19 protein-coding genes are annotated in these 13,187 nt (G+C 69.0%); 14 read left to right on the forward strand and 5 right to left on the reverse strand.

The annotated features are described in order from the left end of the window. Positions 1-15: 15 nt before the first annotated feature. Positions 16-567 carry an isochorismatase family protein gene (locus APZ21_RS00095; RefSeq protein WP_054811141.1) on the reverse strand — a complete coding sequence of 184 codons (552 nt, stop codon included), beginning with the start codon at positions 565-567 and terminating at the stop codon, positions 16-18. A gap of 99 nt (positions 568-666) precedes the next feature. Between APZ21_RS00095 and APZ21_RS00100 the strand changes: the two genes are divergently transcribed. Further along, positions 667-888 (forward strand): hypothetical protein, encoded by a 222-nt coding sequence (locus APZ21_RS00100; protein WP_054811142.1) that lies wholly within the window; start codon positions 667-669, stop codon positions 886-888. A 111-nt stretch (positions 889-999) separates the two neighbouring features. On the opposite strand, the gene APZ21_RS00105 is transcribed toward APZ21_RS00100, so the two are convergent. Then, complete coding sequence (locus APZ21_RS00105) at positions 1,000-2,310, reverse strand: nicotinate phosphoribosyltransferase (protein ID WP_156370500.1); 1,311 nt, start codon at positions 2,308-2,310, stop codon at positions 1,000-1,002. Positions 2,311-2,391: 81 nt separating this feature from the next. Between APZ21_RS00105 and clpS the strand changes: the two genes are divergently transcribed. The 10 genes from clpS (at position 2,392) to rdgB (ending at position 9,276) form a co-directional block, all read left to right on the forward strand. Continuing rightward, on the forward strand, positions 2,392-2,712 hold the full coding sequence (gene clpS, locus APZ21_RS00110) for an ATP-dependent Clp protease adapter ClpS (protein ID WP_054811143.1): 321 nt from the start codon (positions 2,392-2,394) through the stop codon (positions 2,710-2,712). Positions 2,713-2,757: 45 nt separating this feature from the next. Next, positions 2,758-3,327, forward strand: a complete 570-nt coding sequence (gene aosR, locus APZ21_RS00115; RefSeq protein ID WP_054811144.1) for an oxidative stress transcriptional regulator AosR — start codon at positions 2,758-2,760, stop codon at positions 3,325-3,327. 38 nt (positions 3,328-3,365) lie between these two features. Then, positions 3,366-4,421 carry a P1 family peptidase gene (locus APZ21_RS00120; RefSeq protein ID WP_054811145.1) on the forward strand — a complete coding sequence of 352 codons (1,056 nt, stop codon included), beginning with the start codon at positions 3,366-3,368 and terminating at the stop codon, positions 4,419-4,421. A gap of 123 nt (positions 4,422-4,544) precedes the next feature. Next, positions 4,545-4,967, forward strand: a complete 423-nt coding sequence (locus tag APZ21_RS00125; protein ID WP_054811235.1) for a M67 family metallopeptidase — start codon at positions 4,545-4,547, stop codon at positions 4,965-4,967. 45 nt (positions 4,968-5,012) lie between these two features. Then, positions 5,013-5,285, forward strand: a complete 273-nt coding sequence (locus APZ21_RS00130; protein WP_054811146.1) for a MoaD/ThiS family protein — start codon at positions 5,013-5,015, stop codon at positions 5,283-5,285. 8 nt (positions 5,286-5,293) lie between these two features. Then, positions 5,294-6,256, forward strand: a complete 963-nt coding sequence (locus tag APZ21_RS00135) for a PLP-dependent cysteine synthase family protein (RefSeq protein WP_054811147.1) — start codon at positions 5,294-5,296, stop codon at positions 6,254-6,256. Positions 6,257-6,317: 61 nt separating this feature from the next. Continuing rightward, positions 6,318-7,031, forward strand: coding sequence for a rhomboid family intramembrane serine protease (locus APZ21_RS00140; RefSeq protein WP_239476419.1), 714 nt, complete (start codon positions 6,318-6,320; stop codon positions 7,029-7,031). 69 nt (positions 7,032-7,100) lie between these two features. Further along, positions 7,101-7,865, forward strand: coding sequence for a cyclic nucleotide-degrading phosphodiesterase (locus APZ21_RS00145; RefSeq protein ID WP_082392700.1), 765 nt, complete (start codon positions 7,101-7,103; stop codon positions 7,863-7,865). 20 nt (positions 7,866-7,885) lie between these two features. Beyond that, a complete protein-coding gene (rph, locus tag APZ21_RS00150; protein WP_054811149.1) occupies positions 7,886-8,656 on the forward strand; it encodes a ribonuclease PH in 771 nt (256 codons plus the stop codon). Continuing rightward, a complete protein-coding gene (gene rdgB / locus APZ21_RS00155; RefSeq protein WP_054811150.1) occupies positions 8,656-9,276 on the forward strand; it encodes an RdgB/HAM1 family non-canonical purine NTP pyrophosphatase in 621 nt (206 codons plus the stop codon). Before rph ends, rdgB begins: the two co-directional genes overlap by 1 nt. Here rdgB and APZ21_RS00160 read toward each other — a convergent pair. The 3 genes from APZ21_RS00160 to APZ21_RS00170 are packed head-to-tail and all read right to left on the reverse strand — an operon-like array spanning position 9,264 to position 11,003. Continuing rightward, positions 9,264-9,635 (reverse strand): DUF3817 domain-containing protein, encoded by a 372-nt coding sequence (locus APZ21_RS00160; RefSeq protein ID WP_054811151.1) that lies wholly within the window; start codon positions 9,633-9,635, stop codon positions 9,264-9,266. The two genes, rdgB and APZ21_RS00160, sit on opposite strands and share 13 nt — an antisense overlap. Next, a complete protein-coding gene (locus APZ21_RS00165) occupies positions 9,632-10,075 on the reverse strand; it encodes a hypothetical protein (RefSeq protein WP_054811237.1) in 444 nt (147 codons plus the stop codon). The genes APZ21_RS00160 and APZ21_RS00165 overlap by 4 nt, the downstream gene beginning before the upstream one ends. Before the next feature lie 52 nt (positions 10,076-10,127). Beyond that, the gene (locus APZ21_RS00170; protein WP_054811152.1) at positions 10,128-11,003 is read right to left on the reverse strand and encodes an oxidoreductase; all 876 of its coding nucleotides are present in this window, start codon (positions 11,001-11,003) and stop codon (positions 10,128-10,130) included. A gap of 276 nt (positions 11,004-11,279) precedes the next feature. On the opposite strand from APZ21_RS00170, the gene APZ21_RS00175 reads away from it, so the two are divergent. The 3 genes from APZ21_RS00175 (at position 11,280) to APZ21_RS00185 (ending at position 13,180) form a co-directional block, all read left to right on the forward strand. Next, positions 11,280-11,909 carry a TetR/AcrR family transcriptional regulator gene (locus APZ21_RS00175; RefSeq protein WP_054811153.1) on the forward strand — a complete coding sequence of 210 codons (630 nt, stop codon included), beginning with the start codon at positions 11,280-11,282 and terminating at the stop codon, positions 11,907-11,909. A gap of 203 nt (positions 11,910-12,112) precedes the next feature. Beyond that, on the forward strand, positions 12,113-12,364 hold the full coding sequence (locus APZ21_RS00180; protein ID WP_054811154.1) for a S1 RNA-binding domain-containing protein: 252 nt from the start codon (positions 12,113-12,115) through the stop codon (positions 12,362-12,364). 138 nt (positions 12,365-12,502) lie between these two features. Continuing rightward, on the forward strand, positions 12,503-13,180 hold the full coding sequence (locus APZ21_RS00185; protein ID WP_054811238.1) for a PadR family transcriptional regulator: 678 nt from the start codon (positions 12,503-12,505) through the stop codon (positions 13,178-13,180). Positions 13,181-13,187 lie beyond the last annotated feature (7 nt).

Here is a 13,187-nt window from a genome sequence, read left to right on the forward strand (position 1 = left end):
ACGCCGTGCGCCGCGTCAGGCGAGCCGCACGCCCGCGGCGCGCAGTGTCTCGAGCGCGGCCGCGGTGGTGTCGGGAGCCACGCCAACGGTGAGATCCAGCAGGACGGTGGTGTCGAATCCGGCGGCCGCCGCATCGAGCGCGGTGGCGCGCACACAATGGTCGGTGGCGATGCCGACGATGTCGACGGCGTCGATGCCGCGGGCGCGCAACCAGTCCGCCGTCGCCGTGCCGTCGGCGCTCACGCCCTCGAATCCCGAATAGGCGGCGCGGTATTCGCCCTTGGAGAAGATCTCGCGCACGGGCGTCATATCGAGGTCGGGATGCCATCGCGCGCCGGGCGTGCCCACGCGGCAGTGCGGCGGCCAGCTGTCCACGTAGTCGGGCTCGTCGGAGAAGTGCGCGCCGGGATCGATGTGGTGATCGCGCGTGGCCACCACGGTGGCGTAGTCCGATCGCGCGAGATGGCGGCTGATCTTCCCGGCCACCGCGGCGCCGCCGGTGACCGCCAGCGAGCCGCCCTCGCAGAAATCGTTCTGCACGTCGACGATGATCAACGCCCGCTTCATGACGCACAACCTTTCGCGCGATGTAAACGAAGCCTACTCCGTCGGCGGATTACCATATGCCGCTCCGACCGGGCGGCGCGGGACGGAGGAATCGACATCGTGAACACCAGCACTCTCAGAGTCGCGTTCGCCGCATTGTTCGGCCTCGGCGCTTTCGCCGTGCTGAGCCTGCTGTTCGCGGAACCGCCGGACAGCGTGGGCGAATGGATCAACCGGGCGCTCAAGGCATTCCTGTTCGTCGGCATCGCGATCACCGCGGCGCGGTGGCGCAAGCGCCAGAAGGAGGAGGCGGCGGATTCGGCGAAGACACCCGAACTCTGACCGCGGTGCGCGTCGCGATCGGAGTCGACGCGTGCGGGCGGGTCCAGGTGGTGCTGCACTCGCCGCGGCGGCGCGCTCGTGCTCGGTGTGGTGGGTCGGCGATGTCCCCGCTCAGTCCGCGAACGTCGTCGGGATGGCTGGTTCGCCCGCGGAGAGTTTGAGCCCTTCCCACGGAAGACTGATCAGACCCCGCGCGACCAGGTCGCGGCTGTCGGCCAGCGTCGGCAGATCCTCGACCGCCTTGCCGTCGCGCACCAGCGGAACCAGCAGGTCGCGTGGTTCGAATTCGCCCGGATCGGGAGTTGGGCCCGCGGCGGGGTAGACGATCTCCTCCACGATCGTGCCGGTGCCGCGGGCCAGGCGCATGGCCTTCTTGGCGCCGCCGCGCGACTGTTTGTGGCTGCTGCGCTTGGCGACCGGCACGCCGTCGACCTCGACCAGCTTGTAGACCATGCCCGCCGTCGGCGCGCCCGACCCGGTGACCAGCGAGGTGCCGACGCCATAGGCGTCCACCGGTTCGGCCCGCAGCGCGGCGATGGCGTATTCGTCGAGGTCGCCGGAGACCACGATGCGGGTCCCGGTGGCGCCGAGCGCGTCGAGTTGATCGCGGACCTGGCGGGCCAGCACGCCGAGGTCGCCGGAGTCGATGCGCACCCCGCCCAGTTCGGGACCGGCCACCTCGATGGCCGTCGCGACGCCCCGCGTGATGTCGAAGGTGTCCACCAGCAGGGTCGTGCCCACCCCGAGCGCCCGGACCTGGCTGCGGAACGCCTCGGCCTCGTGCGCGCCGTCCGCGCCGCTGTGCAGCAGGGTGAAGGCGTGCGCGCTGGTGCCCGCGCCGGGGACGCCGAAGCTGCGCACCGCCTCCAGATTGGAGGTGGCGTCGAAGCCGGCGAGGTAGGCGGCGCGCGAACAGGAGGGGGCGGCCAGTTCATGGGTGCGCCGCGATCCCATCTCGATCATGCGGCGACCGCCCGCCGCGCCGACCATGCGCGCGGCCGCCGAGGCGACGGCGCTGTCGTGGTTGAGCACGGACAGGATCAAGGTCTCCAGCACGACGCATTCGGCGAAGTTGCCGCGTACCGCCAGCACGGGCGAGCCGGGGAAGTAGAGCTCACCCTCCCGGTAGCCGTCGATCTCGCCGGTGAACCGGTAGTCGGCGAGCCAGTCCACGGTGGCGTTGTCGAGGAACGGGGCGACGACCGCGAGTTCCGACGCGCCGAAGCTGAATCGTTCGATGGCGTCGAGCAGGCGCCCGGTGCCCGCGACGATCCCGTATCGGCGACCAGTTGGCAAACGTCGGGCGAATACTTCGAAGGTGCATCGGCGGTGCGCCGACCCGTCGGCCAGCGCCGCCGCCAGCATCGTCAACTCGTACTGGTCGGTCAGCAACGCGGTGCCGTCGATCTCCACGCGAGTCACTGTAGCCGGCTCGACGATTGCCGGGCACACGCCGCGGTACGGGGTGTTGTTCCGCCGCGCTCGAGTCGTACCCTTGAGGTCATGGGCTTGTGCGAAACAGAGATAACGCTGTCGGCGGCACAGGCGACTCCGGAGACGGTCGAGCACACCGAGATCCTGGAGGCGGAAGACCGTCCATGGGTGACGGTGGTCTGGGACGACCCCGTCAATCTCATGCACTATGTCACCTACATCTTCCAGAAGCTCTTCGGCTACACCAAGGCGAAGGCGACCGAGTTGATGCTTCAGGTGCACAACGAGGGCAAGGCCGTGGTCTCCTCCGGCTCCCGCGACAAGATGGAGCAGGACGTGCGCAGACTGCACGCGGCGGGCCTGTGGGCCACCATGCAGCGGGACAACTGACCGGCAGGACTACCCTCGACGCCGTGCCGAATTGGAGCCAGCGCCGTGCGTAAGTGGAGCCGAAAGAACTCGCTGAGCGGTCTCAAGCTGCGATCGGAAATGGACGCGCGTGAGGCCGGCGTCCTGCGTTCGCTGGTCGGCGCGGTCTCGGGACTGCTGCGCGAGCGCTCCGACTCCGCCCCCGACGACGAACTCGCGGCACTCACCGGCCTGCGCACCGGCAATTCCAACCCGCCCGAGGATCCGCGGCTGCGCAGACTGCTGCCCGACTTCCACCGCAGCGAACCCGGATCGCCCGACGCCGATCGCGCCGACCTCAACAGCGCGCTGCGCGGTCTGCACGAGCCGGAGATCATCGACAACAAACTCGCCGCGGGGTCGGTCGTGCTCGATACGGTGCCCGCCGACGGCGGCAAGATCGTGCTCACTCCCGAACAGGCCGACGCCTGGCTGACCGCGCTGACCGATGTGCGTCTCGCGCTCGGCACAGTACTCGGCATCGACGCCGAAACCCCGGATCAGCTCGATCCCGACGATCCGCGCGGACCGCATCTCGACGTGTACCACTGGCTGACCTGGATGCAGGATTCGCTGTTGCAGGCGCTCGCGCCGTGAGCGCCCGTCGCGACGCCCGGCGGGAAGAGATGTGACAGATGAACGCGATTGCGGGACCGCGTAATTCGCTGACCGACGTGGCGGGGCTACTGGTCGGCCACCACCACGCGCTCTCCGCCGCCGAACTCGGCGCGGGTGCGGCGACCGGCTGCACCGTCGTGCACGCCCCGGGCGGCGCGACCGCGGCGGTCGACGTGCGCGGCGGCGGACCGGGCACCCGCGAGACCGATCTGCTCGACCCGGGCAACACTGTGCGCCGGGTGAATTCGATCCTGCTCACCGGCGGCAGCGCCTACGGACTCGCCGCCGCCGACGGTGTCATGCGGTGGTTGGAGGAAGTGGGCGAGGGCATTCCGATGGATCCGGCGGATGCGAGCCGAGTGGTTCCGATCGTGCCGGGCGCGGTGATCTTCGATCTTCCGGTCGGCGCGTGGGATATCCGGCCGACCGCCGAATTCGGGTATCGCGCCTCGGCGGCCGCGGCCACGGAGTTCGCGCGCGGATCGGTGGGCGCGGGTGCGGGCGCGCGGGCGGGCTCGATCAAGGGCGGGGTCGGCAGCGCGAGTGTGGTGCTCGGCGCGGGGCCGGCGGCCGGGGTCACCGTGGCGGCGCTCGTCGTGGCCAATCCGGTCGGCTCGGTCTTCGATCCGCGCACCGGCCTGCCGTGGGGCGCGGGCACCGACGGCCCGGAATTCTTCGGCCTGCGCCCGCCGACCGCGCGGCAGTTGGCCCGCGCCGCCGCGCTGCCGGTGAAGGGCACCGTCCTCAACACCACCATCGGCGTGGTCGCGACGGACGCGCCGCTGGATCCCTCGGGCTGCCGCCGCATGGCGACGACCGCGCACGACGGTCTGGCCCGCGCCATCCGTCCCGCGCATTCCCCGCTCGACGGCGACACCCTCTTCGCGCTGGCGACCGGTGCGGCCGAGACCACGCCGGTGCCGCTGCCGCCCGCTTTCCCCGCCGATCTGCTGCTGCTCGACGCGCTGTGCACCGCCGCCGCGGTGTGCGTCGAACGCGCCGTGGTCGACGCGATACTGAATGCCCGCACGGTCGCGGGGATTCCCGCCTACACCGACCTGTTCCCGGGCTGATCCGCGCGTATCGGCGATCGGCGTGCGCGGTCCCGCGAATCGCCCGGGGGGAATAGCGGAATATTCTCACTCGTTGTCGACCACGAGAAGTCGACGCCGTTGGATCGTGGAAGGGTTGTGTTCGTGCTGGTGATAAGGTCCGACCTCATCGAGGCGATGGTGACGCACGCACGCGCCGATCACCCGGACGAGGCGTGCGGCATCATCGCGGGTGCGGAGGGTTCGGATCGACCCGAACGGTTCGTCGCCATGATGAACGCCGAGCGTTCGCCCACCTTCTACCGCTTCGATTCCGGTGAGCAGCTGAAGGTCTGGCGCGAGATGGACGACGCCGACGAGACGCCGGTGGTGATCTACCACTCCCACACCGCGACCGAGGCGTATCCGAGCCGCACCGACATCTCCTACGCCGCCGAGCCGGACGCGCACTACGTGCTGATCTCCACCCGCGATCCGCACGAACACGAATTGCGCAGTTACCGCATCGTCGACGGCGAGGTCACCGAGGAGCCGGTGCGGATCGTCGACGCCTACGAGCCCGCCTAGCTGTTTCCACCAACCGGCCACGACGGCCGAAATCGAGGAGTATCCATGTCGGTAACCGTGTCCATCCCGACCATCATGCGCGGTCTCACCGGGGGCGAGAAGCGCGTGCAGGCCGACGGCGCGACCCTGTCGGCGCTGATCGATAATCTGGACGCCAACCACCCGGGACTGGCCGAACGCCTGCTCAAGGACGGCAAGCTGAACCGTTTCGTCAATATCTACGTCGACGACGAGGACGTGCGTTTCGCGGGCGGTCTCGCGGCCGAGGTGCCCGAGGGCGCGTCGGTGACCATCCTGCCCGCCGTCGCAGGAGGCTGATCCCCGCCGTGGCGCGCTACGAATCGCTGATCGCCACCCTGGGCGACACCCCACTGGTCGGCCTGCGCACGCTGTCCCCGCGCTGGGACGGCGACGACCACGTCCGGCTGTGGGCCAAACTCGAGGACCGCAATCCGACCGGATCGATAAAGGACCGTCCCGCCCTGCGGATGATCGAGCAGGCCGAGGCCGACGGCCTGCTCACCCCGAGCTGCACGATTCTGGAGCCGACCAGCGGCAATACCGGGATCTCGCTGGCCATGGCGGCCAAGCTCAAGGGCTACCGGCTCGTCTGCGTCATGCCGGAGAACACCTCGGTGGAGCGGCGGCAGCTGCTGACCATGTTCGGCGCGCGGATCATCGATTCGCCCGCGGCGGGCGGGTCGAATCAGGCGGTGGCGCTGGCCAAGCAGATCGCGGCCGACAACCCGGACTGGGTCATGCTCTACCAGTACGGCAATCCGGCCAATGCACTGGCACATTACGAGACCACGGGCCCGGAGATCCTGGCCGATCTGCCGGAGATCACCCATTTCGTCGCCGGACTCGGCACCACGGGCACCCTCATGGGCACCGGCCGGTTCCTGCGCGAGAAGGTGCCCGATATCGAGATCGTCGCGGCCGAGCCGCGCTACGGCGAATTGGTCTACGGACTGCGCAATATCGACGAGGGATTCATTCCCGAGCTCTACGACGAGTCGGTGTTGACCACCCGGTTCTCCGTCGGTCCCTTCGACGCGGTCAAGCGGACCCGTGAGTTGGTGTTGGAGGAGGGCATTTTCGCGGGCATCTCGACCGGCGCCATCCTGCACGCCGCACTCGGGGTCGCGCGCAAGGCGATGCGGGCGGGCAGACGGGCCGATATCGCCTTCGTCGTCGCCGACGGCGGGTGGAAGTACCTGTCGACCGGTGCGTACGACGGCACACTCGAGGAAGCCGAGGAGCGACTCGACGGTCAGCTCTGGGCCTGAACGGGTACGGAATCGGTACCCTCGTTGGCAGCGGAGTGTCCCGCTGACGAGGAGGTTCACCATGGCCGGCGGTGCGGGCACCGGATCGTCCTTCGACCCGGATCGGATCATGGCGCCGCGCGCTCGATTCGGCGGTGCCGTCGGCGCGCCCGCCGCGCCGGGACCGCTCGCGGCGGTCAGGCGGCTGTGGCTGCGCGCGGGTGCGGTGATCGCCGGATTCGTCGGCAGCCTCTATGTCATCGAGGGCGTCGACCAGATCGACCACGGGCGACTCGACGCCGCGGGCATCGAACCGCGACAACTCGACGGACTGCCCGGCATCGTGTGGGCCCCGGTACTGCACGGCGGCTGGGATCACCTGATGAGCAATACGCTGCCGTTGCTCGTACTCGGTTTCCTCGTGCTGCTCTCGGGTATCTGGCGCGGTATCGCGGCCACCGCGGTCATCTGGGTCGTCGCGGGTGTGGGCACCTGGTTGACGGGCGCGGACGGCACCGTGCACATCGGCGCGTCCTCGCTGGTCTTCGGCTGGTTGACCTATCTGATCTGCCGGGGCTGGTTCGCCCGCAATGTCGGTCAGATCCTGGTCGGTCTGCTCGTGCTGGCGCTGTACGGGTCGGTGCTGTGGGGCGTGCTGCCGGGACAACCCGGAATATCCTGGCAGGGCCATCTTTTCGGGGCGGTGGGTGGAGTGCTTGCCGGCTGGGTACTCTCTGGAGATGCACGCCGAGAACGTCGCGAGGATCGAGTCGGACACAATGCGTCGCCACGTTGAGGGTGCGGCCCGCTCAGGAATATGGGGGATCCCTTCGTGACCGAGAATTCGTCGTGGCAGCATGGGGGGATGCGCCTTACCGTCCTCGGGTGCTCGGGCAGTGTGTCCGGCCCGGACTCCCCAGCGTCGGGATATCTGTTGTCGGGGCCGGGTATGAAACCGGTTGTCATCGATTTCGGGCCGGGCGTGCTCGGCGCGCTCCAGCGCTACGCCGATCCCGGTGAGGTCGACATCTTCCTGACCCATCTGCACGCCGACCACTGTCTGGACCTGCCGGGTCTGCTCGTGTGGCGGCGCTACCATCCGACGCCGCCGGTCGGCCGCGCCATCGTGCGCGGCCCCTCGGATTCGGCGCTGCGCATCGGCAACGCCTCCGCCGAGGTCGGCGGCGAGTGCGACGACTGGTCCGACGTGATCGACCATCGCGCGTGGGCCGAGGGTGAGACCGTCGAGTTCGGGCCGGGCCACACCGTGGCCGTGCGGCGGATGTACCACCCGCCGGAGTCCTACGGACTGCGCATCGTCTCCAATACCGGGCGCGTCTTCGTCTACACGGGCGACACCGCCATGTGCGACGCGGTCGAAGAACTCGCCGAGGGCGCCGACCTGCTCATGTCGGAGGCGTCCTGGACCCACGATCCGGCGAATCGTCCTCCCGGTATCCACCTTTCGGGTACCGAAGCGGGCCGGCTCGCGGCGCGCGCCGGTGCGAAGGAATTGCTGCTGACCCACATTCCCCCGTGGACCTCGCGTGAGGACGTGATCGCCGAGGCCAAGGCGGAGTTCTCCGGGCCGGTACACGCCGTGGCCCCGGGCGAGACCTTCGATTTCTGAGCACCCAGTACGATTGGCCCGTGTCGAGACGAGCCGATGGCAGGGCGGACGATGAGCTCCGCGAGGTACGGATCACCCGTGGATTCACCACGCATCCAGCCGGTTCGGTGCTGGTGGAGTTCGGCCAGACGCGGGTGATGTGCACCGCGAGCGTCACCGAGGGTGTGCCGCCGTGGCGTCGTGAGTCCGGACTCGGCTGGCTCACCGCGGAATACGCGATGCTGCCCGCCGCCACCCACACCCGATCGGGCCGGGAATCGGTCAAGGGCAGGGTGGGCGGTCGCACCCAGGAGATCAGCAGGCTCGTGGGGCGGTCGCTGCGCGCGTGCATCGACCTGGCGGCCATCGGCGAGAACACCATCGCCATCGATTGCGACGTGCTCCAAGCCGACGGCGGTACCCGCACCGCGGCGATCACCGGCGCCTATGTCGCGCTGGCCGACGCGGTCACCTATCTCGCCGCCGCGGGCAGACTCGCCGACCCGCAGCCGATCTCGTGCGCCATCGCCGCGGTCAGCGTCGGCGTGGTCGACGGCCGGGTGCGCTTGGACCTGCCGTACGAGGAGGATTCGCGCGCCGAGGTCGACATGAACGTGGTCGCCACCGATACCGGCACCCTGGTCGAGGTGCAGGGCACCGGCGAGGGCGCCACCTTCCCGCGCTCCACCCTGGACAGATTGCTCGACTCCGCGCTGGCGGGCTGTGAGCGCCTGTTCGCGGTGCAGAAGGAGGCGCTGGCACTGCCGTATCCTGGCGTGCTGCCCGAACCCGCCGAGCCGAAGAAGAAGTGATGTCGCGGGTCCTGCTTGTCAGCCGCAATGCCAAGAAGCTGAAGGAACTGCGCCGCATACTCGACGAGGCGGGCGTCGCGGGCATCGAGATCGTCGGCCTCGACGATGTGCCCGAGTACGCGGAGGCGCCGGAGACAGGCGCGACCTTCGAGGAGAACGCGCTGGCCAAGGCCCGCGGCGGCGCGGCGGCCACCGGATTGCCTTGTGTCGCCGACGATTCCGGGATCGAGGTGGACGCGCTCAACGGTATGCCGGGTGTGCTGTCGGCGCGCTGGTCGGGTATCCACGGCGACGACGGGGCCAACAATCGGCTACTGCTCGCCCAACTCGGTGATGTGCCCGACGAGCGCCGCGGCGCCCGCTTCGTATCCGCCTGCGCGCTGGTCGTACCGGGCGTGCGCGAGACGGTGGTGCGCGGGGAATGGCCGGGCGCGATCAATCGGGCGCCGGTGGGCGAGGGCGGCTTCGGCTACGACCCGCTGTTCGTGCCCGACGGCGGACGGATCACGGCCGCGCAATTGACCCCCGCCGAGAAGGACGCCGTCTCGCACCGGGGCCGCGCGCTCACCCTGTTGCTGCCCGAACTGGCCGCGCTGGCCGGGGCCGACTACAGGGCGTAGTCGGCCTTGACTTTCTTCGCGTTGACGTGTTCGACGAAGAAGGACAGCAATGGCACGGTGCCCGCGATGAGGGTGCCGACCGTGCGCCATCGCGACCAGCGGACCTTGACCGCGAGGTCGGCGGTGACCAGCAGGTAGACGAAGTACACCCAGCCGTGCACCATCGCGATCCAGTTGGGGGTGTCCACGTCGAAGATGTATTTGGCGATCATTTCGCCGGTCAGCAGGAGCAGCCAGATGCCGGTGAACCAGGCGAGTACGCGGTAGCGCAGCAGCGCGCCCGCGATCTTCGCGGACTTCGCGTCCGTGGCCGGTGCGGCGGGGGAGACGGCGGTCTCGGTGGAGTTGTCGGCGCTCAACCGGCGCTCCTCTCGGTGTCGCGAGCGGTGGGCTCGGCTCGGCGGATCTGGTCTTCGATATCGCCCGCGTGCAGCGCGGCCAGGTACCGGTTGTACTCGTCAAGGACCGGATCGGTTTCGCGGGGAGCTTTGGGCCGTTGCGGCAGGATGCCCGCCGGAATCTCACGCGGCGCGGCTACCCGCTCGGTCCGGTCGTCTGCCCGCGCCGCGTCGTCGTCGGACTCGCGTTCCAGCCGGACGAACCGGAAATAGGCGAAGATCGCGAATCCGGCGAACAGCGGCCATTGCAGCGCGTAGCCGAGGTTCTGCCCGGTTCCGCTCGCCGATTCGAAGCGTTCCCACTGCCACCAGCCCAGCGCCAGGCAGGTGATCGCGGCGACGATCACCAGGGCGATCAGGGCCGGGCGATTGTGTGCCGAGCGGCGCGGGGATGCGGACACGACTACCACGGTACCCGTCTACTACACGGCCCGTAGGAGCAGGTCGGCACGCTCAGAAGGTGTAGGTGACCCCCGTCATCCGCTCCGATTCCTCCCACAGCCTGCGCCACAGTTTCGTGTTCCGGGACAGTCCGGTCGACGGTGAGGCTTCCACCGGTCCCTGACTCTGCATGAGCCGGGTCGGACCCCAGTAGGTGTTCGGGTCGGCGTCGGGCATGGTGGCGGCGAAGAGGGTGGAATGGGCCGCCTTCGCGGGCGGGTGGCCGACCATGCGGATGAACGGTTTGCTGATCCGGTCCAGTGGCGTCTCGGTGCGGGCGAACAGGTCGGTGGCCGAGACACCCGGGTGCACGCCGTAGGAGCGCACGGCCGACCCGGCTTCGGCGAGCCGGCGTTGCAGTTCCCTGGCGAACATGAGGTTGGCCAGTTTGGCCTGCGCGTAGGCGAGATTGCGCTGGTACCGGCGGTTCTCGTAGTTGAGGTCGTCGACATGGAACTTGGCGGTCTGCTTGTGCGCGATACTCGACAGCGTCACCACGCGGTCGCCGATGCGATCGAGCAGCAGGCCGGTGAGGGCGAAGTGACCGAGATGGTTGACGCCGAACTGGGTTTCGAAGCCGTCCTTGGTGCGGGTGAACGGCACGTTCATCAGGCCCGCGTTGTTGATGAGCACGTCGAAGGGTTCGGCGTCTTCGGCGAAGCGGCGTACCGAGGCCAGATCGGCGAGATCCAGTGCGGCGGTGCGCACATCGCCCGGTACGGCGGCGGCGACATCCTTGGCCTTGGCCGCGTTGCGACAGGCCATGATCACGGTGGCGCCCTTGGCCGCCAGCGCCTTGGTGGTCTCGACGCCGAGGCCGCCGTTGGCCCCGGTGATCACGAAGATGCGCCCGGTCTGGTCCGGGATCTCAGTAGGTTTCCACGCCATGGCCAAACCTTACTTCGCAGTAAGTTCACAGGGAAGGTGTTGCCCCGGATTGACCGAATTGGCTCAGACAATACCGGCATACACCCTCGACGGCCCGCCGTTCGGCCGAACATCGAACTGCTTCCGCTGACCCTGTCGGTGGGTCTGCCCGGTCGCGAATCTCGGCGTATGCCACGAAGACGCTCGATCGTGACCTGAATCACAACATTCGCGGAAAACGGATGAACTGATCGCTACGCCCGGGCGGGTGCGGCCCTACTGCAATACCGTGAAGCCGTGACCATCGTGGGCAGGCAGTATGGCGGGCGCGCCGTCGCCGAACGCAAGGCCGAGCGCAGGCTCCGCTTCCTGGAGGCGGCGATCCGGCTGTTCGCCGAACGCGGCTACACCGACTGTTCGCTCGCCGATGTCTGCGCTGTCGCCGGACTGTCCAAGCGACAGTTCTACGAGGAGTTCGACACCAGGGAGGACGTCCTGATCGCGGCATACGACCGCATCCAGGACGAGGCCGCCGCGGCGGTGGTCGCAGGCATGCGCGAGTTGGACCCCGGCCTCGACCCCGTCGCCGCGATCCGGGCACTCGTCACCTCCTACATCGCCGCGATCGGCGCCGATCCGTATCGGGCCAAGGTCGCCTTCATCGAGGTCGTCGGCGTCAGTGAACGGATGGAACGGCACCGCCGCGCGCGCAGGCACGCGTGGGCCGCGGTGCTCGAGTCGACGGTGGTGCCCATGGTGCTGCCGGGCGGGCGCGTCCGCGGGCTGCCCGGCATGGCCTCGACCGCGCTCATCGGCGCGATCAACGGGCTGACCCAGGAGTGGTTGCTCACGCGGCCGCGGCCGCCGGTGGAGGCTCTCGTCGAATTGCTGGTGCCGGTCGCGCTCGCGTTGGTCGAGAAGCCCTGACCCGTCCGCCGTCGCCGATCGGGGCTTGCCCGCGACCGCCCGCGATGCCTATGGTGACTCGGTGACTGCCGGGTCGGCCTCGCGCCGCGCACAGACGGGTTTCCCGGCCGGCCGGTGATCCGGCGGCGGGCCAGGGCCCCGCCCCTCCCTCGCGATTTCCCAAGTACCGCAAGGTTTTCGGGACGCGAAAGGAGGTGAATCCCATGTCCCACTTCTCTGTTGAATCCTGGCGTCGTTTCATCGACGCGAACGGTGTCGGCAGTGTGCTCGACGCGACCGTGGTCCAGGTCGTGCCCTTCGGCGCCTTCCTCGAGGTCGCACCGGGTGTGCACGGCCTGTGGCACCACGCCGAATGGTCGCCGGAGTCGGCCGCTCCCGCTATCGGGTCGACCGTGTCGGTTCGAATCCTGGCCGTCGACGACGAGCGGCATCGCGTAAGCCTCGCCGCCGCGTAGTCGGCGCGGTTCGTCGAGCCGGGTGTGCGGAGGCAGTCTCCACCTGCCTCCGCACACGCCGGCGAGCCTAGTCCGCGAACACCGCTTGTGAAACGAATGCTCGTACACGTATATTCGTGGACGAGTAGGGAGGTGTTCGTGGCGGCCAAGCGCAAGGTCGACAATCTGCTGGCACTCGCCGTGCTCTCGGTGATCGTCGCGCGGCCGATGCACCGCTACGAGATCGCCTCCACGCTGCGCGAACGCGGCAAGGACCGCGATATGGACATCAAATGGGGCTCGCTTTACACGGTCGTGCAGAACATGGCGAAGGCGGGCTTTCTCGAGGTCGTGGGCAGTGAGCGCGACGGCGCCCGCCCGGAACGTGTCATCTACCGCATCACTCCCGCCGGACGCGCCGAATTGGCCGACTGGACAAGGGATCTGATCGCCTCGCCCGAATACGAGCTGCGCAGTTTCACCGCGGGGCTCTCCGTGGTCAGCGTCCTGCCGCCCGACGAGGTGATCGCCACGCTCGGCGAGCGGATCACCGCGCTGGAACGGGCGATCGCCGCAGGCGAGGCCGAACACGCGGCGCTGGCGGAGCTGCGGCTGCCCCGGCTGTTCCTGGTCGAGGCCGAATACGGCATCGCGATGCGCAAGGCCGAACTGGAATGGGTGCGGTCCTGGCGCGCGGAACTGGTCGAGGGCCGCTTTCCCGACCTCGAATTCTGGCGGCGTGTGCATGCCGAGGGCATCGAACCCGCCGAGGTCGTCGAAATGGTCGAAAGGAGGCAAGCGACCGAGCCGAATCCGCCCCGGCCGACGGCCGGATAATCACGAG

The sequence above is a fragment of the Nocardia arizonensis genome, from assembly GCF_001310275.1.
Classification (GTDB): domain Bacteria; phylum Actinomycetota; class Actinomycetes; order Mycobacteriales; family Mycobacteriaceae; genus Nocardia; species Nocardia arizonensis.

Excerpts from the sequence above, each read along its gene's own strand:
- APZ21_RS00095 (WP_054811141.1), bottom strand. The coding sequence starts at position 567 with ATGAAGCGGGCGTTGATCATCGTCGACGTGCAGAACGATTTCTGCGAG.
- clpS (WP_054811143.1), top strand. The coding sequence starts at position 2,392 with ATGGGCTTGTGCGAAACAGAGATAACGCTGTCGGCGGCACAGGCGACT.
- APZ21_RS00120 (WP_054811145.1), top strand. The coding sequence starts at position 3,366 with ATGAACGCGATTGCGGGACCGCGTAATTCGCTGACCGACGTGGCGGGG.
- APZ21_RS00130 (WP_054811146.1), top strand. The coding sequence starts at position 5,013 with ATGTCGGTAACCGTGTCCATCCCGACCATCATGCGCGGTCTCACCGGG.
- APZ21_RS00140 (WP_239476419.1), top strand. The coding sequence starts at position 6,318 with ATGGCCGGCGGTGCGGGCACCGGATCGTCCTTCGACCCGGATCGGATC.
- APZ21_RS00145 (WP_082392700.1), top strand. The coding sequence starts at position 7,101 with ATGCGCCTTACCGTCCTCGGGTGCTCGGGCAGTGTGTCCGGCCCGGAC.
- rdgB (WP_054811150.1), top strand. The coding sequence starts at position 8,656 with ATGTCGCGGGTCCTGCTTGTCAGCCGCAATGCCAAGAAGCTGAAGGAA.
- APZ21_RS00170 (WP_054811152.1), bottom strand. The coding sequence starts at position 11,003 with ATGGCGTGGAAACCTACTGAGATCCCGGACCAGACCGGGCGCATCTTC.
- APZ21_RS00180 (WP_054811154.1), top strand. The coding sequence starts at position 12,113 with ATGTCCCACTTCTCTGTTGAATCCTGGCGTCGTTTCATCGACGCGAAC.